The organism is Marinoscillum sp. HNIBRBA16962 (assembly GCF_057801515.1).
On record NZ_CM173603.1, the window covers coordinates 50177 to 72965 of the forward strand.

A 22789-nucleotide genomic window follows, 5' to 3' on the forward strand; every position below is an offset into this window, starting at 1 on the left:
TGCAATTTAATCCTTCCGCTGGCGTCCCGTGCAGAGAAAAAAGGGATCAGCGTAGGGAACCAAAAGCAAGAGGTGAATGGCAACCCGAGCTAAAAATGAAATAGCAAAATGAGTTTTAGAGGTCTGACGGTTTACAAAAAAGCGTTTGCATTGGCTATGGATATTTTTGAAACAAGCAAGGCTTTTCCAAAAGAGGAAAAATACTCGCTCACAGATCAGATTCGGAGATGTTCTCGTTCGGTTTGTGCGACTGTTGGTGAAGCTTACAGAAAAAGACAATACGAAAACTATTTTGTAAACAAAGTTTCAGATGCAGATATGGAAAATACCGAAACGCAGGTTTGGTTGGATTTTGCATCTGCCTGTGAATATGTAAATGAAAAAACCTGTAAGGATTTGATGGATAAATCTGAAGAGGTTGGCAGACTGCTAAACCACATGATCAAAAACCCTGAAAAGTATTTGAGACAAAACGACAAATAAGTATTTGCCCCCGAAGCTTCGGGAAGCTATTGCTTATTGCCTACTTGGGTACTGTTAATTAGAAAGAAAATAAAGATTTGATTGGATACTGTTATTTAAAGAAGTTAGGCCTACGCTCACCCTTTGATTCCCTAAAGGGATCCCGCCCACCAAGTTGGCGTTGGATTGCCTCCAAAGGTGTGCGCTGGAAAGATCATTGCTTTAAAAATATCTGAGACAAAGCGACAAATAAGTTTTTGCCTATTGCATTTTGCTTATTGCCTACTGGAAATAATGTAAATAGAAACCGAAACAACAAATATTTAGAAAAATTTAAATAGGAACTAAAACACTACACCCATGGATGCATACATCGTAGCAGGATATAGATCGGCAGTGGGCCGGGCGAAAAAAGGAGGCTTCCGCTTCTACAGGCCCGATGACCTGGCAGCCGACATCATCAAACATTTAACCGGATCGATCGATGGCTTTGATGCCAAGCGTGTCGATGACCTGATCGTAGGAAATGCCATTCCCGAAGCAGAGCAGGGGATGCAGATGGGACGGATGATCTCATTGCTTTCGCTACCCATCGAAGTGCCGGGCATGATCGTGAATCGATATTGCGGTTCCGGGCTGGAAGCCATTCACCTGGCTTCAGCGAGAATTCACTCCGGTACTGCCGACTGTATCATAGCCGGAGGTACCGAGTCCATGTCACTCGTGCCGATGCTCGGATACAAAACGGCGCTCAACTTTAAGATCGCTGAGAAAAATCCGGAATACTACCTCAGCATGGGGCTGACGGCTGAGGAGATTGCCAAAGATTTCAAGATCACACCGGAAGATGCCAACGAGTTTGCGATGCAGTCTCACCAGAAAGCAGCGAAAGCCATCGCTGATGGCAAATTCAAAGATGAGATCGTGCCGATCGATGTGGAAGAAGTCTACATGGAGGGCGACAAACGCAAAAAACGATCCTTCACCGTGGACACGGACGAATGCGTTCGAGCCGATACCAATATGGATACTTTGGCCAAACTTCGTCCGGCTTTCAAACAAGGCGGCCAGGTGACCGCCGGAAACTCCTCGCCAACATCAGACGGAGCAGCTTTTGTGATGGTGATGTCGGAGAAAATGGTGAAAGAGTACAACCTCGAGCCGATTGCCCGGATGGTGAGCTACTCCGCAGCTGGTGTCAATCCGCGGATCATGGGGATCGGTCCCGTAGAGGCCGTGCCAAAGGCGCTGAAGCAGGCCGGTCTGAAACAAAACGACCTGGACCTGGTGGAGCTGAACGAAGCATTTGCTGCACAGTCGCTGGCAGTGATCCGCGAGCTGGATCTGGATACCGAAAAGCTGAATGTGAACGGAGGTGCCATCGCACTGGGTCACCCGCTGGGCTGCACCGGAGCAAAGCTTTCCATCACGTTGCTCAACGAGATGCGCCGCAGAAAAGGCAAGTACGGCATGGTCACCGCATGTGTAGGTGGCGGCCAGGGAGTAGCCGGCATTTATGAGTTTTTGAATTAATATAATTCCTCTCTGAAATCAAAAACTGTCATTTCGACGAAGGAGAAATCTTTCTATCTATTTTCTGGAAAATAGAAATTATATAGACTCTATCTGGATCATGAAAAACATCTCCGTTACACTTCGATATGACAGTTTTTTCTGCCATCCACCCCGGATGGCTTTTTTTGCTGAGCACCAGAAAGTCACAGTTGCTATAAATGGTGGGTTTTCGTAAGTTGAAAAAAGCAAAACCTTTTACCATGAGAGCAATCATTCTGATCCTACTTTTTTGTCTTGCTACTACGGAAGGCTTTTCGCAGAAGGAACTTTTTTCGATTTAGAAGAAAAAGATCTCTCCGCTATTCCTGTTCAGTCAGGTCAAGGCCTGAGCCCTGGTAATTCAGACCCACAAACTTGAGAAACCTATAAGGTTTTCAAAACCTTATAGGTTTATTTTACCAAACCAACCAAACTCCTAAACATTAAAAAACCAATGAACGATTACCACCAACCCTTACTACCCGACCAGATTTACCACTTTTTTTCCCGGGCAGTTGGCAGCGAGAAAATGTTCATTTCAGCCGATAATTACCGTTTCTTGCTTCAAAAATTAAAACAACATACAGGCCACGTGTGTAGCTTCTACTGTTACACCTTGTTGCCCAATCATTTTCATTTATTAGGAAGGATACACAATGAAGGAACTATCATTAAACATTTTGAAGAAGTAAAAAAAGCAAGTTTTAATGAGCTGCAACACAGCCTGCCCGATTTTATTATGGAGCGGTTTAGTAACTGCCTGAACAGTTATACCAAGGCTTTTAATAAAATGTACAAACGAAAAGGAGCCTTATTTATGGACTATCTTAAGCGAAGCAAAGCTGAGAAAGATAGTGATTTCACTTCCTTTGTGTGGTATATTCATAAGAACGCGGTACATCACCAACTTACCAAAGCCATAGGCGTATGGGAGTTTGACAGCTATAACTCTATGCTGTCCGATGCTCCTACCGCTTTATTGAGGGATGAAGTTTTAGAATGGTTTGGCGGAAAGGAAGCTTACATAAAGTTTCACCAGCAACCCATTGACCCGAAAATAGATATGATTGATATGTAGGACACAAGAAGACCTATAAGGTTTCAAAAACCTTATAGGTCTTTATTGATGCAGGGGGCGCTGACTGAGCGTCCCCGACAGTTCTGTTTTGCTATATTTATAGAAAAGTGGGGCTGGCAGGCTCTACTCTACTTCAACACCTCATTTAAAATTAATTCTACTATGAAAAACAAAACTCTATTCGCGGTACTCCTTTTGGGAGCTTCTACAGTGGTCAATGCACAACACAATGTGCCCGAAAACCAAATAAGATTCTCCGAGGCTCGTGGATTTGATTATGATCCAAATTTAGATGCGGTTTTTTACAACGACTACAATAATGGTCAGGTTGTGAAACTAGGTGATGTTGGTGGGAATGGCTGGTTTTTGGGCAAGGTCGGCATAGGAACTAACCAACTGAACATTAGTGGTACCAGTGTTAATACTCTTGTAATTGGCAATTCCTCTTCAAGTGAAGGATTGATTATCAATGCTAATTCCAATAATGATGGAATAGTGGCATTTGCTAGTGATGGAACAATGGTATCAAGATTCATTTATAATAATCCCTCCGGAACTTTAAACTACACCAAGCAAGGTGCAGGTAATCTTTTTGCAATAGATAATAATGCTGTTTGGATTAAAAATAATGCACTTAGGTTCTCAGAAAATCGCGGATTTGATTACGATCCAACAGAAGACGCACTTTACTATAATGATTACAATACGGGGAAAACGATCAAATTTGGAAAGAATGGAGAATTTACGGTGGATGGAGAAATCAAGTGTGAAGAAGTTAAGGTAGAATTGATTGCAGGAGTAGCTCCCGATTACGTTTTTGAACCTGATTACGAACTCCGAACCCTCCAAGAAACCAAAGAATACATAAATGTCAATAAACATCTCCCAGAAATCCCTTCAGCATCAGAAATGGAAATGAATGGGATCGATCTTGGAGATATGAACATGAGGCTGTTGAAGAAGATCGAAGAACTTACCCTTTATCAGATCAAACTGCTAGAGAAAGTGGAAGAATATAGTTCTCGAACCGAAAAACTGGAAAGGGAACTTCAGGAATTGAAAGATGCAGAAAAATAAAGTTACAAAACCCTCCGAACAAAGACGGTCTAACCTTTGCTTAAAAGCGGTATATTACCGCTTTACTGCCCATTCTTTAGATAAATAATCTATAACATTTCAGGATATCTGAGAGAGAAGATTTTTAGAGCCCATATATATCATTACAATATCATAATGTAATCCCTTTGTAAAGGTGTAACCTGCTCGTTACCAGACCATTTTGGGTACCTTGGTGTCTCACTTAGATTGTAAAATCCCATCCGTAGGAATTTACAACCCCAAAGGACAACATTATGACTACAAACTTTTCTACAGGTAGAAAAAACCCATTTTTCACCTGCTTTTTAATATTCCTGCTCTGCATTCTTTACGCAGGAAGCGCCGCAGCACAGGTCGTGAACATCCCAGACCAAAACTTCAAAACAGTCCTTTTGGCCAACCAAAATATCAATACCAATGCAGACAATGAAATCCAGGTGAGTGAGGCGGAAGTATTTGATGGACAGATACTAGTCATTGGTGAACGCATAACTGACCTTACAGGAATAGAGGCTTTTACATCACTGACTGACTTAAGGGTTCATTACAACATTCTTACTTCTGTTGATCTGAGTGCGAATGTAAACTTAATACAGCTTCATCTTCAACACAACGAACTCACTTCACTCGATCTTTCGGCCAATACGAAACTGGATATGTTGCGTGTCCAAAACAACAGCCTCGATGCATTGGATCTGAGCGCCAATATTAAATTGAGATTCCTCGAAGTGACCAATAATAATTTGAATGCACTCAATGTCCGCAAAGGGAATAATATTGTCATGTATAATTTCCTGGCAACAGGAAACCCCAGGCTCACATGTGTGCAAGTGGATGACGTCACTTATGCGGAAGATAACTGGTCTGAAAATGTGGATGAAGGGGTGTCGTTCAGTACAGATTGTGGGGATCCGGTAGTCTATATTCCTGACAATGATTTTAAAGCCTATTTGGTAGGCGACCCGGATATCAATAGCAATGGAGATGATCATATCCAGGTACCTGAGGCTGAAGCGGTGACAATTCTTCAGGTTTATTCCATGGGAATTTCAGACCTGACAGGTATTGGGGCGTTTATCAATCTTGAGTCCCTATTTGCACATGATAACAACCTGACAACCGTGGATTTATCCAATAACACGATCCTGGGGGAAGTGAATGTGAGCGATAATCAATTAACGGAGATAAAGTTTCACCCAAACCTTGAGAACCTTAATGCAAGTGGGAACCAATTGATATCATTGGACTTGGGCGAAACGGCCATTCGTACATTGAGGATTAATGACAATAACCTGGCTATACTGAATATCCGGAATGGTATGGCGTGGGAATCGTTGCATGCAGCCGGTAACTCGAACCTATCCTGTATCCAGGTGGACGATGTGGGATTTGCGGAAGCAAACTGGTCTGAAAAAGTAGATGAAAGCGTTGTCTTCAGCACGGACTGCAGGCCTTTGAATACAGTAGTGAACATTCCTGATGCCAATTTCAAAGCAGCCCTTTTGGCCGATGAAAATATCAACATCTATGGCGATGGTCAAATCCAGGTGAATGAAGCCAGGGATTTTACGGGTTTGATTAAAGTCAATGAAGAAAATATCTCAAACCTTACCGGTATTGAAGCTTTTGTAAACCTTACCGGGCTGAAAGCGCATTATAATAATCTCAGCTCAGTTGACCTGAGTGCCAATAAGTACCTGAAGGAGTTACATATCCAAAACAACCAAATCACTGCACTCCATCTTTCTTCCAATCCTAAACTGGAGCTGATACGTGCACAGTACAATATGCTTTCATCATTGGATGTGAGTGGCAACGCCAAACTCAGGCACCTGGAAGTAAACAATAATAGATTGACCTCATTGAACATGAAAAGTGGGAAGAACTACATCATGAATAAGTTTGAGGCAGCAGGAAACCCTTACCTTATCTGTATCCAGGTAGACAATGCAAGGAATGCAGCTGATGAATGGTCAGGCAATATAGGTCCGGCTGCTTCTTTCAATGAAGACTGTTCCGAAATCATTTCTGAGATACTACTGGGTGCATTGACGGAGGATTCCCCGGACCTTTTGGTCTTTCCAAACCCGTCGGCTGATTATATGCAGGTGAGCAGTGACGCTACGTTAGATGAATTGCGTGTCTACTCACTCAATGGTGAAGAAATGAAGGTCCGTTTTATCTATGGGAAAGCAGATATCAGGCACCTGAATACGGGGGTGTATATCCTGAAAGCTTATAAAGGCGGTAAGGTTTCTACGGTAAAGATCGTGAAGGAATAAGAGGTCATAATCTCGCGAGGGTGTTGGTGAAACACCATAAGGGCCAAAATCAAGCCATCCACACGGGTGGCTTTTTTTATTCTGAGCACCAGAAAATCACAATTGCTATAAATGGTAGATTTTCGTAAGTTGTAGAGCAGAAAATAAAAATATACTTCTTCTGATGTTAGCTATCTATGGCATGGAGAATTAGCTTCTTGTATTTCTTAGTAAGTTAAACTCAGGAGAAGCTATAGGGTGAATATGCTGACCTTTGGTCAGGGTATTCAAATGTTACCTTGAATTACTACAAGTAAAAAACAGTCAATTTGAAAAGAACAACTCTTCTAATAGCTATTTGTATTGTGTCAGTAAATTCATCCTTTGGCCAATCTAATTTCAAGTTAGGTGATCTGGAACTGAATCTGCAATTCATTCAACATTTGGGAGTGCTTGAAAAAATTGATAGCAGTAAAATTTTCTTACACCTAGAAGACAGTTTACTAAATTCTTATTGGAATATGACATTTTGCACTGAAGTAATTCCTGAGAGTGTAACAACTGTTGAAGATTATTTTCTATTAAAAAATGACGCGGATCAGATTGTTGTACAGTACAACGAGAAACCAATTGACTATTTACCTCATCAAAAAGTCATATTAATGAACGCGATAAATCAAAGTAATAAGTTTTTAACACTGGGACGTTATCATAGCCCAGCCAATGATCAAAATTACATCATAGCATTTGATAAGTATTACGTCATTAACGGAGGAAATGGATATTATTTTGAATACGAGCATGGTAAGATTCGTGCCTCCGATTCAATAGAAAATCAATACAGAAAGTATCATAGCAACTTTTATTACACACTCTCTAACTCCCAATTTGTAGAAAAAGACTCAAGGTAACAGACGATGATGGCGCATGGCCTTACTTAGTCATCCAAAGTGACTGCTAAACATCCCACTTATCAGCCGCCAGGAACCTAAAGTGCTTTCTATCCTCTTCTGCTCGTGGGAGAATTAATCTTCATGACGCAGTGCGTATCTGAAACTTTGATCACACCGGCAGATAAGCTACTTTTAACGCTATTAATAAAGCTCGGAGGCCACAGCGCCATATCTGGGCGTTGGACATAATTGTGGCCAGATCAATAGTTTTCCTTTTCAGCATCACAAGGCTCCATTTTCTTTAGTAAAATCAATCCATCAAATAGGTTAAGCCATTTCCCATTCATTGATACATGGCCAAACGGGCTCATTGTAACAGATGAATCAGGATACGTTTTGTTTAAACTACTTAAGTCCAAAAAGGTCGGTGAACTGCTTGAAACCTCATAAAAAAGATGTTCTAATGAATTCCTTGAAGTTTCAATAGAATTGCTTTCCGTATAAAATCTCCCATATGATCCAGTTAAAGAAGAAAAACCGATACAATAAGATTGATCTGGAAATTTTTCGTATAACAATGTTCCAAAGTTTGTTGTATCTCGTTTAAAGGGGCTTAGATGACTAACGCTTTCAAAATCCTTATGGCCATGTGAATTGGTTGTCCAAATAATGCACTTTCTATCATTAATTACGTTTTCCTTCAACCATAAAAAATTTTCAAACATTTGATAATCTCTAATATTATTAGAAAGATTTTCAGCCCATATGTTTTTGGCATTTTCATGAACCGATATAAGATTTAATAACTCCTGATTTGCTAATCTGGATTTAGGACTCGACTTTGTTGAAAAGGTATCTGCAAACTGTTCTAGCTTTTGAATTTCATTTTCGGAAAGTTTGACGAATATTCCAGACCGAACAAATTTCCTCATAACTTGAAGAAACTCTTCAAAATCAGATTGCTTTCCGACAATTGAAGAACCAAAAGATTGAAAGAACTCAACAAGATTATTCTTCCGAAAATCAGTGAAATGAGTATTATCGATTCCCCTAACTAATAGTGGGTTCTCTGATCTAAGACTTGCTTGATAGTAATCTGTCATTTGATCGAATTGCTTGCATTCTCTCCACACTTTCAACACATTATCCAATGATCGCACATCGTCCTGATTTTCCATGAAACTAAAGAAATCGCTTTCAAAAACTAGGAAATCAAAATTGTGATTCTCATGTAGGTATTTGACTATTTCGGTTTTGAGAGATATGACCGATCCATCTCCATGATCTTGTTCACCCAACAAAACGATTTGCTTATCATCAACCTCTGAACCTAAAGCTTGTAAATAATTGTCATTTGAAACTGCTAACAATCGCTTTCCTGATTCTTGAATATCCACTCGACAGGAACCAAGAATTACCATACTGGCTAAGAACAATAACTTATTCACCATACGCTAAACTCTGAAAAATTTGACATATAAACTAAACTATGCCCAACATACGATATGGACGCATGGCCTTACTTAGCAATCTGCCAAGAGTCTGCTGAACATCCCGCTTATTAGCCGCCAAGAAACTGAAGTGCTTTCTACAATCTTCTACTCGTGGGAGTTTTTTGTCTGGGATTGCGCAATGCCTGTCTGATACTTTGAATGCACCGGCAGATAAGCTACTTTTATCGCAATTAATAAAGCTCGGAGGCCACTCGCCATATCTGGGCGTTATGATGCATTAGTCATGAAACGAACTTCATTTTTCGCATTCTTATTTATACAATGTTTCGTAATTGAAATCCTCGCACAATCAGGCCAGGAAGACTGGTCGAGTTTAAGGTTGGAGTTCTATCTAGATGCCAGAACCTACCGATTTGATTTCATCAAAAAGGACACTTCAGTAACATTGAACTGTAGCAAGATTATTGATCCTCAAGAACCTGGGACTAAACAACCTCTATATTATACGGAAGAACTTAAAGAGTCTCTTTTAATTTATCCAGAATATTTAAAGACCTTTAGTCAACTTCTATTCATTCAATCAATCGAGTCCATCGAAATTCATCTAGATACATTTGAATTAATAAAATCGAAAATTCTTAACAATTCAAGCTCCGAAATCAAAGTGGATTTCTTACAGGATAATTATAGATACAGTTCTCTTTTCTATAGATATCAGTCTGATACATCTACAAAATCAGGAGCATTTGAGGGTTTTCGCAGACCAACAAACCAAACCCAAGTTGATAATATTATATCACTAATTCAGTTCTTCGAGAGTAATTTAGAGTCAATCGAAAGCTCGTATATAATTGATCAATTGAGGCTTTACTACATGGACACCTTACCAATTCGACAAATTTCAGAACATCCACTGGAATACAGAATTTACGGTAGAATTTTAAATCAAATGTCAGATGATTTTGAACAGTTTTTAACTACCCTTACGACATCCAAAAAAATCATAATAGATACGAGAAACTGCTTTTTTTCTGATTGGAACCCTACTTTAAAATCACTAGTGAGCTATGCGAACAAAAATCCTAATTCAGCTTTCCTAGTCAATAAATACAATAAGAGAAATTTTAAGAAGGCTGGTATAAATAAAAGACAGTTATTTAGCGAACGCAACAACCTACTCAATGAGTAGAAAAGTATCATAACAAGCGCTGAAAGTGCATATGTCTGACTGCTTCTAGCCAACTATTGTGCAACTTGACCACAAAGCTGCGCCTTCTGAAACTTTGGTGTTTTTTATTCGCTGTGGTGCTTCTGGATTTGGACTTTCTCAACGCAGTATTTTAATGAAACTGTTGTGCGGTTGGCACAGCTATGCTAGTTTAGTTTTCCATCAGCTAGGTTCTGGACATACGCACTTTAGCTGTACGAGAGCGATAATTTTCACAACGATACAATGAAGAAACTAGTAATCTTATTTTGCTTTTTAATTCTTGGAGTAGCGAACCTTCAGGCTCAGGATTTTAAGAACCTTCTTGAACGCCTCAACAGCTTCAATGAGTTTGAACAATATGACGAGGTGGATCAAGAAATACTTGAAGTCTCGAACTACATACTTTCAGTGCCTATCCAACGAAAGAATTTCACGGAAAAATATTACTATGCGGTTAAAAGTTTGATTAAATGGTGTAGCCATACAGAAAGCTATAGAATTCTTATTTTCGGTAAGGTAATTGAATCATGCAGGGATGATGATTTAATGAAAAATATGTATATGGCTGCAATGGTAAAGTACCTAATTGAACAGCGTTACGAGAACAACAGACATGTATTCCCCGAAAAACAACCTGACATAAAATATAGTGAACTTCCAGAAGTGAAAGAAACTCTCCTAGAGGGAGCCAAAATTTTCTTTGACTATCTTGAGAACGTGGCAGATGAACGACCGAACAAGGAACTAAGAAAAGGAACTAAGAAAAGGAATTAAAGCGGCTAACGAAGGAACTCTTGAGGCTTACATGTTTGGATAAAAATCGCTAACAAATGATGAAAGGTCAAGATTTCAATCAAATTAAATCATTGGATTCATTAGAGCAATTGCATTCTTTTATTAGAACATTCTATTCAAAAAAGCGTCTAATAATGCGCTAGTGTCCCACAAATTGGCACAAATCCAATAGGCTGTTTGCATCGCTTTTGTGTCAAGACAAAAATGAATGGTAGAATGATGAGGAGAATCGAATTTCTTGGGCTTCCTGGAAAATCGAATTTCTTAGGCTTCCTGCGGGACCTGTAGCCGCTCCTGCGGGACTTTCCACCTTCCCTGCGGGACCTTTTCTTAATCCTGCGAGTGCTTTACACCATCCTGCGGGTGTGAGGACCCTTCCTGCGCTACTCATGACCCTTCCTGCAAGACTTTTTACCCTTCCTGCGAGGTGTTTGAGGCTTCCTGCGGAATTTTATTCTGCCCCGGGACAATTTCACCCTCACCAGGCAAATTTTATTTCGTCCCGGGAGACCTGGCACCCTCCCCGGGACAATCATGACCCTTCCCGGGAGGCTTTTACCCCTTCCCGGGGCCCGGGAAGCGCCCCAATCGACCCGGGAAGCGGCATTTTGTCTCCGGGGAGCCTGTTTAACTGCTGTGGTACTCACTGCAGTAATATCAGAATTCATTAGATTTACCATAAGGGTATAGGTGAAGTATAGTGAACTATGCTCACTGTACTCGGATGTTGTAAAATATAGAATGAAATCAATACAAATAATATTAACAAGCCTTATTACTATTCTTGGATTATTCAGTTGCGGAACAAACAATAAGCAAGAAAATATACCGAATATGGATCTCGCTAAAGAATTTGGGATTGATTCTACACAATTAGTGTATCAGTATTATCAAAAATTTGGATTTACCGATGTTTGTGAGGATTTAAGAATTGTCTCAAGACAAAGCGACTCGCCAAACTTGGAAAAAGAACTTCCTATAGAAACCAAAGACCTAAAAACGATTAATGCATTTTCAAATAAGACTGATAAACTTGTTGGCTCAACCATATCTTTTGAAACCAACACAAGAAGAGAATTTTACGATATCGAATTAGATTTTATGGAATTTTCTTCCGATAGCATGATTACGGTACAACTTAAAAAAGGTGAATACGAAATATTGCAATCTGACCGGGTATCTACATTGAAGATATATGACAGTGAATCTGGATTATTATATGTAGAAACTCATAGATGTGATGGAAAATAGAATGAACGGGGGTTTACCGGTCAGGATACTTTAGCGGCACTTGGAAAGTCGAGGACGCCCAGTCCGCCACGAATTGTAAATTTATTAATCGGAATGGCTTTGAGCAGAGGGAAAGGTTGGTTCTTTCTAACTTCACTCATTATGGCCAGACGTTACCAACAATTCCAGAATGAAACCATTCATAATTACACTGTTCTCCATCTTTGTAGTAAGCTGCGTTACAAAGAATGAAAAAAAAGAAGAAACTAATGCATTATCGCTGAATGTGATTGAAGTATCCGCTCTAGATTCTGGTGGGCTAGAAGTCAGATTTAATATTGGCTATTCGATAATACATGATACCGAAATATATGAGAATTGTAATGTAGAAAATGAGGAGGACTTAGATGATTTATTAGTTAAGCCCATAATTAGAAGCATTATTCGAAGGGAAGTTTCAAAAGTTAATAAAGCTGAGATCAACAAAATTGAAAAAGAGAAATTCAAGGCTCAAATTAACGAGCAATTGGATTCTGGACATATTACGATTAATGGAAAAACCCTCACAGACTGTACAGTATCCATAGGATTATTTAGCATATCAGAGAGCAAATGAGAACAGTTTATGAAACGATTGGATTGTTTGAGACAATAGAAGATTCCTTCACTTGTCGTTTGTCAGAAGTTGTTTCAATTTTTGAAAATCAATGGGATCAGGATAATGGGATAGAGATTTTATCCGATCTTGACAAGAAAAGATATAAGTACTCCATAGAAGCCAATACAGTGCGAGTGAAGGAAAGAAAGAAATTTGAGGATAGTGAAACAAGAAAAACTTTTTTGGTTGGTAAATTGGAAGAGAAGGAGAATAGAACAACTATAAAATTTAGGATTTATATAAAGCCATTTGAATTCTTATCATCTACAATAACTTCCATAATTCTGCTCCTCGTTATTATTTATGGAATTACAATATCTGAGGGTAATACTAAGCTGTTACTGATTGGACTACTAATAATAAGTCCAGTAGGATTTGGACGAACTGTTTATGAATGGAATAGTGCTTTAAAAAAAATGAAATATGAATTTGAACGAGAACTTAAATTCATTCTTGGCTCAAAAGCTCCATAACAAACACCAAAATGAATATGCGAACAGAGGTTTTAGAAAGAATGATGCGAGCATCAACCCCCAGTGTTTCTAGCAACTGGGGCACATACTCATTTTAGTTGGGTGTTGGCATTTGTGCAATATGAGATCATTTTTCATAATACTAATAATTATATTCTACTCCTTTAACTCCTATAGTCAAGAACTTCTTCATTATACGGAACATAACCGTCTGTGGAGATATGTTGAACAAATACCTGTTGAGATTGAAAGCGACCCAGAATTGTTGATGGAATATCTCAAGCAAGAATCTGGAGATCAACGTGAGTTGATAGAATTAATCTATTATTGGATAGCAGATAATATTGAATATGATATCAAGGCTTATGTTTCTAGAAATTATTCTTCTTCAGAAGGAATTGACGTAATGAAGTCTAAAAAGGCGGTCTGCCAAGGATATTCTCAGTTATTTAAATTGCTATGTGATGAAGCTGAACTGGAATGCGTTGTGATATCCGGTTACGCGAAAGGATATGGTTACAAGGGCAAAGTAGAGGCCCAAACTGAAACAAGACCGAATCATTCTTGGAACGCAGTTAAGTTAAATGGAGAATGGAAATTGGTTGACCCAACCTGGGGTAGCGGCCATGCCACCACGAAGAACGGCAAACTAGTTTATCAAAAAAGCATAAACCTTGGTTACCTTTTCTCAAAACCAGAAGGATTCGCTATTGAACATTTTCCTGAAGACGGAAAATGGCAACTACTTGACATACCAATTACTAAGGAAGAGTTCTATTCTGATACAACTGATGCAAAGATTGACCGCATCTATATGTATCTAAGATGAACAAGCTATTAATAACCATTTAAAACCCATAAAGTAACTGATCTGCTTGCATGCCAGAGTTCAACGCATACATATTCAAACCCAGTGAACGAAAGAACCAACTGGAGGAGCAGAAGAATCTGATTGGTTGGATTGTCCTCCTTGTTATCATTTTGTTTTTTGTCTTGGAGATTTATTGGATCGCATTGACTCTACCGTTCCTGCTATTTGTAATTTGTTATGGAATCGCCATAGATCGGTGGAACAAAATCGAACGACTCAACGGGTCTTTTCCTTTGAGCCTGGTGATAAACGAACGTGAAATTCGAATTGGAGATAAAGCATTTCCGATGAGCGAGCTAAGAATTGACAAACTTCTCTGTTACGACTACAAAGGCAGACCAACTTCCGGATATGTCTTTTTTGCACAGCATCCCAAACTTTCTAACGGAACCTGGAACCACCTCTGGTTTACACATGATCACACAGAATATCAATTCCGATTCCGCGTTGATTCTGAACATCAATTGAAACAACTAGAAGAACTGAAGAGCAAAATCGGAATATAGTACGACCTCCACTAGCACAAACACCTCACTTCTACTTACCAAAAATTCGTATCTTCATCACATGAGAATTTTGATCCTTTTATTTTTGACTATGGTCGTCCTGGGATGCTCTGATTCTAAGAAATCAAATGAAGAAACAGTCCAACAAGAAACAGTTTTTCGGGTAGAAAGGAAATACACCGAAAAAGAGGTTTCTTACATGGATAGTGCTGAGCTAAGAATTAAAAGAAATGAGATTTTTGCTCAGTATGGCTATAAGTTTCAGTCCGAAGAGCTTAGGTCCTATTTTGAGCAACAAGATTGGTATAAACCTAAATACAGCACTGTTGATTCTTTTTTGACAGACCATGATAAGGAAAACATCAATTTGATCTTAAGACGAGAAAATAAACTCAAGGAGGTCAGGAATTTTGATTGTAGTAATGTATCGGATTATTTATCTACATACACTTTTAGCTCTTCCATACAATCGGTTATTGACTCACTTGGTGCACCTTATAAGACTTTTGTTGATGAGGATGAATTTTGTCCGGTCGGACAACTTCACTTTTGGAAAATTGATCAGGAAGAAATTGAATTAATTGTGTTAGGAGATTCATATAGAAAAGAAGTTGATCTAAAAGCTAAAAGCAGAGTTTACGTAATACGGACTACAAACAAGTTTGCGCTATACAAGTCAGGGTTTTCAGCAATTTATTTAGGAGAGGAAGCAAAGCTCGTTGAGCTTAAGCTTAATTGTTTGGTAGACAGAAACCCCAAATTTTCTTTTTCTGAAGTTAAAGGCCCATCTGCTGTCGAACGACATTTTGCTGACTTCTACCCCAAAACTTATATTTTAACAAATGGAATTGTTTGGATTCAATTTTCCATAAACCCATTTGATCGCTTGGATTATATTTTATTTTCAACTCTCAATATAAGACAAGCATGTTGATAGACTATGAGTCCTAATCATGCTAGCTCGAATGTCACGCGTGCAACACTAAATTTCCTGTCCATTCTACCGCCACCTCAAGCTGAGAGCTCCTGCAATTTGCCCGGTTTTTCTCAGGATTAATGGGTTAGCTACTTGTTTCTGAAAACTTCGGAAGGCTGATTAAAGCTTTTTGTTTTGTCATCAACCGTCGGACGACTATATCCGTTATGGCAGAGTCGTCTGACGGCTCACATTAACTTTTCGCATCATTCAGTTTCTTCCTGAGGGTTTCTAACTGGTCAATCAAAATTTCGTATCTTCATCCAATGCCACCCCTTACCAAAGGATTCCTAAATAGAAAGGTAGTAGTTAGACCGCAGCGGTTGATTACGGGAATAATCCTTTGGCTGCTGTTTTCTTACATCCTTTACGCGTTCTTTTATCTTTTTCGTGAGACACTAAGAATCCAGACACATGAACTGGGCGGGCAAATGCTTTTGGTACTGGATGAGAAGGAGCATTTCCTTTATAATCTTTTCTACGCTGCGACGGCTTGTGCTTTGAGCTATATGTTTTCGTTAAGGTTTGTCCTGGATAAGTCTGTTTCCAAACAGTCTATCCGAACCAGACTATCAATAAGAAGGACGTTAAACGATCAGGGATTTTTTACCTGGTCATTTCTTCAATGGTTTGGGAAGCTGACTACTATGTTAGGGATCTGGTATCTCGTAGAGCCTTTGCAGTATGATATTAATTTCTTAAAAGAGTTTCCACATTTATTAATGCTCATTCCGGTTGTTACGTTTCTTAGCACCTGGCCAACATTGTCACGAGCGGTAAGGGTTAATCATTTCAAATGGCTGGGTATCACTTCGGGAATTTTCGTAATCACAAGCTTTGGCTTAGCCTTCAAAGATTTTGCTGATTACAAAAGGATTAATCAAAATCTGTTGAAAAACACAATCAGATACTCCTACAAGCTGGAATTGCCGAAAACCCAAAGCTTTCAGCGGATCGAAAGACTGTCTTTGGTAACAGATGTTTACATCGTGGCTGACACGAATCAGAACTCCAAACCATTGATCTTATTCAATGATATTTACGGCAAAGTTGATCTCAATGGAATTTATGATCAGCTTCTTGAAGAAAAGGCTAAACTCGCTGAATACGAACAACCCTTGTTAACCCCCAACCTGCATATTGATAAAAATATTCCGATTGGGTTTATCAGGGAATTTAACCACCAGCTAAGAAAAGCAAGTGTCAGTAGAATTCAGTATTCAACTGGACGTAAATTTTCAAGGTACCCACCGAATTATTCAGGGTTTAAGTACAAGGGGTTGCAACAAAGATTATATCCCTATTTTCCCGAGTTTGAAGCTTTTCTAGATTCAGCAGAGAAACTTGATCTTTCAAACCATGCGATCAGACTTCCGGAATCAATAATGTATCGGATCAATGCGTTGAAGGAGTATAATCGTGTTGAGCTCAATGTGACTGAAAATGAAGTAATCCTTAATGGGAAACCTGTATCCAAAGAAAAATTGGAAGAAATCTTATATTCCTTTATCAAAAAATACTCACCTGATTACGTGATAATTCTTAATACCGATGATCAGCTATCCTATGGCAAATACATTGAATACCTGGATCTAATTTACACGCAGGTTGATAGGCTAAGAAATCAAATGTCGTTACAGCTATACCACAAACCTTTTGATGATTGGTATTGGGGTGAGGAAAAAGACAGTATCCAATCCAAATACCCACGGAACATTGCGGAATGGACGCAGGAAGAGCGGAGGTTGATGAAGGTGATGGAAAGGACTAAACAGTGATCTCCTTACTCACCATTTAAAAACCCTCACCATAACCTACTAACAACTTTGCCATCAAGCCGTCTGACGATATATCCGTTATGGCAGAGTCGTCTGACGGCTCACAATTACGCCTATTCCGAAAATTCCAAAAACATTTGTGCAGTTAAATAGCTGCATATATATTTGCAGTCAAATAACTGCATAATGGAATTGAGAAGAGACGTATTTCAGGCCATAGCTGACCCCACGCGCAGGGCCATCCTTACTTTAGTGACCCTTCACGCCATGACACCCGGGGCCATAGCGGGAAAATTTGATTCATCCAGGCAGACTATTTCCAAACACCTGCAGATCCTCACGGAGTGTGAGTTGCTGAAGCAAGAGAAAAGCGGCAGAGAAATTCATTATCATTTAAACCCTAAAAAACTAAAAGAGATCTCAGACTTTATCGAACCCTTCCGAAAATTCTGGGACGACCGCTTCAATAAGCTGGAGTCCATCATGAAATCGGCAAAGCCGAAGCAACTTTAGGACGTAGGTCGGGCCCAGGCCAATCGATATGAATATTATTGGTAAACACCTTAATCAATAGAAAAGTATATGGAGCTAAAAACGAAAGTTCACGCCGAAGATGGCAAACAGGAAATACTGATCACCAGGGAGTTTGACTTGCCGGTGGAGCTGCTTTTTAAGGCACATGTGGAGCCGGAAATTTTTGAGCAGTGGATGTCACACAAATACGGAACCACGAAAGTGACAAAATTTGAAGGCAGGCAATATGGCGCCTGGCGATTTCAGACAACCGATGCGGAGGGAAATGTGTTATTTGCAGCCAATGGGGTATTCCATGAGTTTGTTCCCGACCAGAAAATCACCCGGACATTTGAAGCTGAGAATGGGTCTCTGGACGTCCAGCTGGAGTTTCTGCAATTTGAAAAACTCACAGACCAAACCAGTAAACTCAGTATGCATTCGCTGTTTAGGTCTGTGGAGCTTAGGGATCTGCTGCTGCAACAGCCCTTTGCCCAGGGTCTCAACATGGCCCATAACCGATTGCAGGAAGTCATAAGCCAATTGAAATAATTCATATCAAAATAACGCATTATGAAAAAGAGAAACAAAATTATCTATTGGATTACCACTGGCTTCCTTGCCTTTGGAATGTTGGCAGGAGGTGTGCAGCAATTGTTGCAAATAGGAGGCTATGTGGATATTGTTAGTCAATTGGGTTACCCGATCTACATGTTGTCTATCCTTGGAGCATGGAAAATTTTGGGTGTGATTGCCATTCTGATCCCGAGATTTCCTTTGGTGAAAGAATGGGCATATGCCGGGTTTTTCTTTGCCATGTCCGGGGCAGCGGCCTCACACAGTACAATGGGCCAACCGTTCAGTGAAGTGGTTCCTTCATTAACATTACTTGTTATGACCGTACTATCGTGGTATTTTAGACCGGAGAGCAGAAGGGTTGCATTGGGAAATCAAATAAGCTGAAAAAGTTATGAACCCAAAAGTTGATTGGTTTTTTGATAAGGATACAAAGTGGAAAGAAGCATATGAGCAGTTGAGAAGGATCATTCTTGACTGCCAGCCCGCCGAAGGTGTATTTGCGGAGGAGTTGAAGTGGGGCCATCCATGCTACACGTACAAAAAGAAGAATGTCGTGCTGATCCATGGCTTTAATGAATACTGTGCCCTGCTGTTTCACAAAGGGGTATTGTTGAAAGATCCCCAAGGAATCCTCATTCAGCAGACAGAGAATGTACAGTCGGCGCGACAGATCCGTTTCACCAGCGGTCACCAAATATTAGCGATGGAAGCCACGCTGAAAGCTTATATTTATGAAGCCATCGAGGTGGAGAAGGCCGGCCTGGAGGTAAAATTGAAAAAGACGTCAGCATTCAAAATGCCCGAGGAATTTCAGAAAGCTTTGGATGAAGACGCTGATTTGAAGGCCGCTTTTGAAGGACTGACACCAGGGAGACAAAGGGGCTATCTTCTGTACTTCTCCCAGGCTAAGCAATCCAAAACACGAGAATCAAGGATTGAAAAGTATTACGAGCACATTCTCGAAGGAAAGGGCCTGAATGATCAGTAGATTTTATCGATTATGAACCCTGAAATTGATAACTATTTAAGCGAAGGCTGCGGACGCTGCCCGCTGGGAGGCACTCCTCAGTGCAAAGTCCATAACTGGACGGAGGAATTAAAACAGCTGAGGAGGATCGTTCTGGATAGTGGACTAACCGAAGAGTTGAAATGGAGTGTGCCATGCTACACATTTAAGAAAAGTAATGTATCGATAGTATCGGCCTTTAAAGAATACTGCGCAATTAGTTTTTTCAAAGGGGCCTTGCTGCAGGATGCTCATGGTATTTTGGAAAAACCCGGAGAAAACACCCAGTCGGACCGGGTGATCCGGTTCACCAGTGTACAGGAAATACTCGAGAAAGAGTCTATCCTCAAAACCTACATTTATGAGGCAATAGAAGTGGAAAAAGCAGGCTTAAAGGTGAGTTTTGAAAAGAATCCGGAACCCATGCCTGAAGAGCTGCAGAAAGCGTTGAAAGAAAACCCGGCCCTGAAAACAGCGTTTGAGGCATTAACTCCCGGGCGCCGGAGAGGATACATCCTGCACTTTTCTCAACCCAAACAATCAAGTACCAGGGAGTCAAGAATTGAAAAATGCACGTCCAAAATTTTAGTCGGCAAGGGGTTAAACGATCATTATTCGATGAAAAAGAAATAGATCAAATTTTAGATGTCGGAATTTTGCTTTCCAAACGCAGAAGATTCGGCTTACAAAAATGATATTAGCTATATAGCCAACCTTAACCCCGCAACTTTCGGGTGTTTTCCGTCTAGCCAGCAACCTACATTTGTCTTGTCACTTTATAAAAAGGCAATGAATACATCAGAAAAAATCAACTTTGACCGGATCGCTAAGGCCATCGGCTATATCCGGGATCAGTTTAAGCAACAGCCGGACCTCGATGAGGTGGCTGAGCAGGTACACCTGAGCCCGTATCACTTTCAGCGTATGTTTACGGATTGGGCCGGGGTGAGTCCGAAAAAGTTTCTCCAGTACATCACACTCGCTCATGCAAAGAAATTGCTGAAAGAAAATCAGTCGACCCTGGCAGAGGCATCTTATCATACCGGGCTTTCCGGGTCCGGCCGTCTGCATGATCTTTTTATCAACATCGAAGGAATGACACCAGCAGAGTATAAAAACGGAGGGAAGAATCTCTCCATTAACTACAGCTTTGCTGATAGCCCATTTGGGGAGATCATCGTGGCCTCCACTGCAAAAGGGATCTGTCATTTGATGTTCGCAGAAAACAAGGGGCAGTCCTTTGAGATACTCAAAGCAAAATTCCCCAGGGCCTCCTTTCATCAGCATTTGGACATGATCCAGCAAAACGCGTTATTTATTTTTTCCCACGACTGGAGCAAACTGAATGAGATCAAGCTGCATCTGAAAGGGACCGATTTTCAGCTGAAAGTATGGGAAACGCTGATTCGGATACCACAGGGGAAAGTTTCCACCTACGGAACCATCGCCCGCCAAATCGACAATCCCAAAGCGTCTCGGGCTGTTGGCTCGGCCGTGGGTGATAATCCGGTTGCATACCTGATCCCATGCCACCGCGTCATCCAGTCCACCGGTCAGCTCGGTGAGTACCGGTGGGGTAGTAACCGAAAAGCTGCTATCGTAGGATGGGAAGCATGCAGGGTGGAGGAGTAGACCTCACCCCTTCCGAAGGAATTCCTTTGGAAAACCCCTTTCCTCAAGGGATGCCTATGATAAAAGAAGTGTTCTTGTGTTCATTAATTGGGAGGGAATCCCTTCAGGGATGCCGTCCCGATAGTTATCGGGAGATATCGGCAGGGTGAGCGTAGGCTTAACTAAAAAATTGCTAACGAAAAGATCTTAATCCTTAAAACAAACATGAATATCCCCAACATAAATCAACTCCCCTGGCAGCAGATCAGAGCAGATTTGAATAAAAAGGGATTTGCTTCAATCTCCAATTTTCTGTACCACCAGACCTGCGATGAGCTTGTAAGCCTGTATGAGGAAAACGAACGCTACCGAAAAACCGTAGTGATGGAGCGCCATCGCTTTGGGCAGGGGGAATATAAGTATTTCAATTATCCCCTGCCCGGAGTGGTCGGGGACCTGAGAACGATCATGTATCCTTATCTGGCTGAAATAGCCAACAAATGGATGCAGGTTCTGAATATTGATACCAGGTATCCGGCTCAGCACGAAGAATTTTTGGCTACCTGCCATGCGAATGAGCAGCGCAAGCCCACACCTTTGATCCTGAAATATGGCGAGGGAGGTTACAACACTCTGCACCAGGACCTTTACGGTTCAGTGTACTTTCCATTGCAGCTGGCTATTTTCCTTTCAGATTATGGTACGGATTATCACGGTGGTGAATTTGTGCTGACTGAGCAGGTTCCTCGATCTCAATCAAAAGCCATGGTAGTCACACCTGGTAAAGGAGATGCAGTACTTTTTGCAACCAACTTCCGCCCGGTCAAAGGAAGCAGGGGCTACTACCGAACCAACCTGAGACATGGAGTCAGTGAGCTAAAAGCGGGCAGCCGATATACTTTAGGCATCATTTTTCATGATGCTACCACCTGATATGATTGCACATTCGAGTATCCCGGCAAAAGATCTGCATGTCGCTATTAAGACCGGAAAGTTCAGGTTGGCGGGAAATCAACGGTTAAAGATCTACGGCAGGTTAGATTGCAGTTCCGGTAACCGGATGTGCAAACAAAACAGGGTATTCTTCGTCAATGAAGAGGAGGCCGAAGCTGCTGGCTACCGACCTTGTGGACACTGTATGCCCGAGTTGTATAAAAATTGGAAAGATGGAATTATTTGACCGTGAAGCGGATCCCAATCAAAACTTGCTGACCAAAGACGGCATAGTGCTATACTATGGGAAAGTTTATGAATTGTCTGAAGCAGACAGGTTATTTCATTCACTTTTAAATGCCATCAAATGGCAAAATGACCGGGCAGTGGTTTTCGGCAAGATGATTACTACCAAACGCAAAGTCGCCTGGTATGCTGATCAGCAGTTTCCCTATCATTACTCGGGTACCACCAAAGTGGCATTACCCTGGACGGAGGATTTGAAGAAAATAAAGGAATTAACAGAAAAGTGGTCCGGCGAAACGTACAACTCCTGTCTGCTCAATTTGTACCACACCGGTGAGGAAGGCATGGCCTGGCACAGCGATGGAGAGCGGGAGCTGAAACAAAATGGGGCAATTGCTTCGTTGAGCTTTGGGGCGGAGCGTAAATTTTCCTTTAAGCATAAAAAAACAAAAGAGCGTGTAGACCTCTGGCTGGAGCATGGCAGCTTGATGGTCATGAAAGGGACTACGCAAACCCATTGGCTGCATCGTCTGCCACCTACCAAAAAAGTAATGGAGCCCAGGGTGAACCTGACCTTTCGGCAGATGGGTGTATGACAGTTTTA

At 40.8% G+C, this 22789-nt stretch carries 25 protein-coding genes; 24 read left to right on the forward strand and 1 reads right to left on the reverse strand.

Going from position 1 to position 22789, the window contains the following annotated elements:
* Window positions 1-108 precede the first annotated feature (108 nt).
* The 6 genes from AC3E9V_RS00205 (at window position 109) to AC3E9V_RS00230 (ending at window position 7364) form a co-directional block, all read left to right on the forward strand.
* Window positions 109-483, forward strand: a complete 375-nt coding sequence (locus tag AC3E9V_RS00205) for a four helix bundle protein (protein WP_488751160.1) — start codon at window positions 109-111, stop codon at window positions 481-483.
* 339 nt (window positions 484-822) lie between these two features.
* Entirely contained in the window at window positions 823-1995 is a 1173-nt protein-coding gene (locus AC3E9V_RS00210; RefSeq protein ID WP_488751161.1) for a thiolase family protein, read from the forward strand.
* Between the two features lie 475 nt (window positions 1996-2470).
* Window positions 2471-3094 (forward strand): transposase, encoded by a 624-nt coding sequence (locus tag AC3E9V_RS00215; RefSeq protein WP_488751162.1) that lies wholly within the window; start codon window positions 2471-2473, stop codon window positions 3092-3094.
* 162 nt (window positions 3095-3256) lie between these two features.
* Window positions 3257-4171, forward strand: coding sequence for a hypothetical protein (locus AC3E9V_RS00220; protein ID WP_488751163.1), 915 nt, complete (start codon window positions 3257-3259; stop codon window positions 4169-4171).
* Window positions 4172-4446: 275 nt separating this feature from the next.
* A complete protein-coding gene (locus AC3E9V_RS00225; RefSeq protein ID WP_488751164.1) occupies window positions 4447-6474 on the forward strand; it encodes a T9SS type A sorting domain-containing protein in 2028 nt (675 codons plus the stop codon).
* 308 nt (window positions 6475-6782) lie between these two features.
* The gene (locus tag AC3E9V_RS00230; RefSeq protein WP_488751165.1) at window positions 6783-7364 is read left to right on the forward strand and encodes a hypothetical protein; all 582 of its coding nucleotides are present in this window, start codon (window positions 6783-6785) and stop codon (window positions 7362-7364) included.
* A 242-nt stretch (window positions 7365-7606) separates the two neighbouring features.
* On the opposite strand, the gene AC3E9V_RS00235 is transcribed toward AC3E9V_RS00230, so the two are convergent.
* Entirely contained in the window at window positions 7607-8797 is a 1191-nt protein-coding gene (locus tag AC3E9V_RS00235) for an erythromycin esterase family protein (protein ID WP_488751166.1), read from the reverse strand.
* Between the two features lie 286 nt (window positions 8798-9083).
* Between AC3E9V_RS00235 and AC3E9V_RS00240 the strand changes: the two genes are divergently transcribed.
* From AC3E9V_RS00240 to AC3E9V_RS00325, 18 genes are all read left to right on the forward strand, one after another.
* Complete coding sequence (locus AC3E9V_RS00240) at window positions 9084-9989, forward strand: hypothetical protein (protein WP_488751167.1); 906 nt, start codon at window positions 9084-9086, stop codon at window positions 9987-9989.
* 264 nt (window positions 9990-10253) lie between these two features.
* Complete coding sequence (locus tag AC3E9V_RS00245) at window positions 10254-10784, forward strand: hypothetical protein (RefSeq protein ID WP_488751168.1); 531 nt, start codon at window positions 10254-10256, stop codon at window positions 10782-10784.
* A 762-nt stretch (window positions 10785-11546) separates the two neighbouring features.
* Complete coding sequence (locus tag AC3E9V_RS00250) at window positions 11547-12056, forward strand: hypothetical protein (RefSeq protein ID WP_488751169.1); 510 nt, start codon at window positions 11547-11549, stop codon at window positions 12054-12056.
* Window positions 12057-12225: 169 nt separating this feature from the next.
* Complete coding sequence (locus AC3E9V_RS00255) at window positions 12226-12651, forward strand: SPFH domain-containing protein (protein WP_488751170.1); 426 nt, start codon at window positions 12226-12228, stop codon at window positions 12649-12651.
* Window positions 12648-13166, forward strand: coding sequence for a hypothetical protein (locus AC3E9V_RS00260; RefSeq protein WP_488751171.1), 519 nt, complete (start codon window positions 12648-12650; stop codon window positions 13164-13166). The genes AC3E9V_RS00255 and AC3E9V_RS00260 overlap by 4 nt, the downstream gene beginning before the upstream one ends.
* Window positions 13167-13287: 121 nt before the next feature.
* Entirely contained in the window at window positions 13288-13995 is a 708-nt protein-coding gene (locus AC3E9V_RS00265; protein WP_488751172.1) for a transglutaminase domain-containing protein, read from the forward strand.
* 50 nt (window positions 13996-14045) lie between these two features.
* Window positions 14046-14543 carry a hypothetical protein gene (locus AC3E9V_RS00270; protein WP_488751173.1) on the forward strand — a complete coding sequence of 166 codons (498 nt, stop codon included), beginning with the start codon at window positions 14046-14048 and terminating at the stop codon, window positions 14541-14543.
* Window positions 14544-14604: 61 nt separating this feature from the next.
* A complete protein-coding gene (locus AC3E9V_RS00275; protein ID WP_488751174.1) occupies window positions 14605-15477 on the forward strand; it encodes a YARHG domain-containing protein in 873 nt (290 codons plus the stop codon).
* A gap of 365 nt (window positions 15478-15842) precedes the next feature.
* Window positions 15843-17297, forward strand: a complete 1455-nt coding sequence (locus AC3E9V_RS00280; protein WP_488751175.1) for an ExbD/TolR family protein — start codon at window positions 15843-15845, stop codon at window positions 17295-17297.
* A gap of 186 nt (window positions 17298-17483) precedes the next feature.
* The gene (locus AC3E9V_RS00285; protein ID WP_488751176.1) at window positions 17484-17810 is read left to right on the forward strand and encodes an ArsR/SmtB family transcription factor; all 327 of its coding nucleotides are present in this window, start codon (window positions 17484-17486) and stop codon (window positions 17808-17810) included.
* Between the two features lie 69 nt (window positions 17811-17879).
* Window positions 17880-18362, forward strand: coding sequence for an SRPBCC domain-containing protein (locus AC3E9V_RS00290; protein WP_488751177.1), 483 nt, complete (start codon window positions 17880-17882; stop codon window positions 18360-18362).
* Window positions 18363-18383: 21 nt separating this feature from the next.
* On the forward strand, window positions 18384-18773 hold the full coding sequence (locus AC3E9V_RS00295; protein ID WP_488751178.1) for a DoxX family protein: 390 nt from the start codon (window positions 18384-18386) through the stop codon (window positions 18771-18773).
* A gap of 7 nt (window positions 18774-18780) precedes the next feature.
* Window positions 18781-19377 carry a YdeI/OmpD-associated family protein gene (locus tag AC3E9V_RS00300; protein ID WP_488751179.1) on the forward strand — a complete coding sequence of 199 codons (597 nt, stop codon included), beginning with the start codon at window positions 18781-18783 and terminating at the stop codon, window positions 19375-19377.
* Between the two features lie 12 nt (window positions 19378-19389).
* Window positions 19390-20028 carry a YdeI/OmpD-associated family protein gene (locus AC3E9V_RS00305; protein ID WP_488751180.1) on the forward strand — a complete coding sequence of 213 codons (639 nt, stop codon included), beginning with the start codon at window positions 19390-19392 and terminating at the stop codon, window positions 20026-20028.
* Between the two features lie 156 nt (window positions 20029-20184).
* Complete coding sequence (locus tag AC3E9V_RS00310; protein ID WP_488751181.1) at window positions 20185-21027, forward strand: methylated-DNA--[protein]-cysteine S-methyltransferase; 843 nt, start codon at window positions 20185-20187, stop codon at window positions 21025-21027.
* Window positions 21028-21231: 204 nt separating this feature from the next.
* On the forward strand, window positions 21232-21939 hold the full coding sequence (locus AC3E9V_RS00315; protein WP_488751182.1) for a 2OG-Fe(II) oxygenase: 708 nt from the start codon (window positions 21232-21234) through the stop codon (window positions 21937-21939).
* Between the two features lies 1 nt (window position 21940).
* A complete protein-coding gene (locus AC3E9V_RS00320) occupies window positions 21941-22186 on the forward strand; it encodes an Ada metal-binding domain-containing protein (protein ID WP_488753686.1) in 246 nt (81 codons plus the stop codon).
* Window positions 22173-22781: an alpha-ketoglutarate-dependent dioxygenase AlkB family protein gene (locus tag AC3E9V_RS00325; protein ID WP_488751183.1), complete on the forward strand. Its 609-nt coding sequence runs from the start codon at window positions 22173-22175 to the stop codon at window positions 22779-22781. Before AC3E9V_RS00320 ends, AC3E9V_RS00325 begins: the two co-directional genes overlap by 14 nt.
* Window positions 22782-22789: the final 8 nt, after the last annotated feature.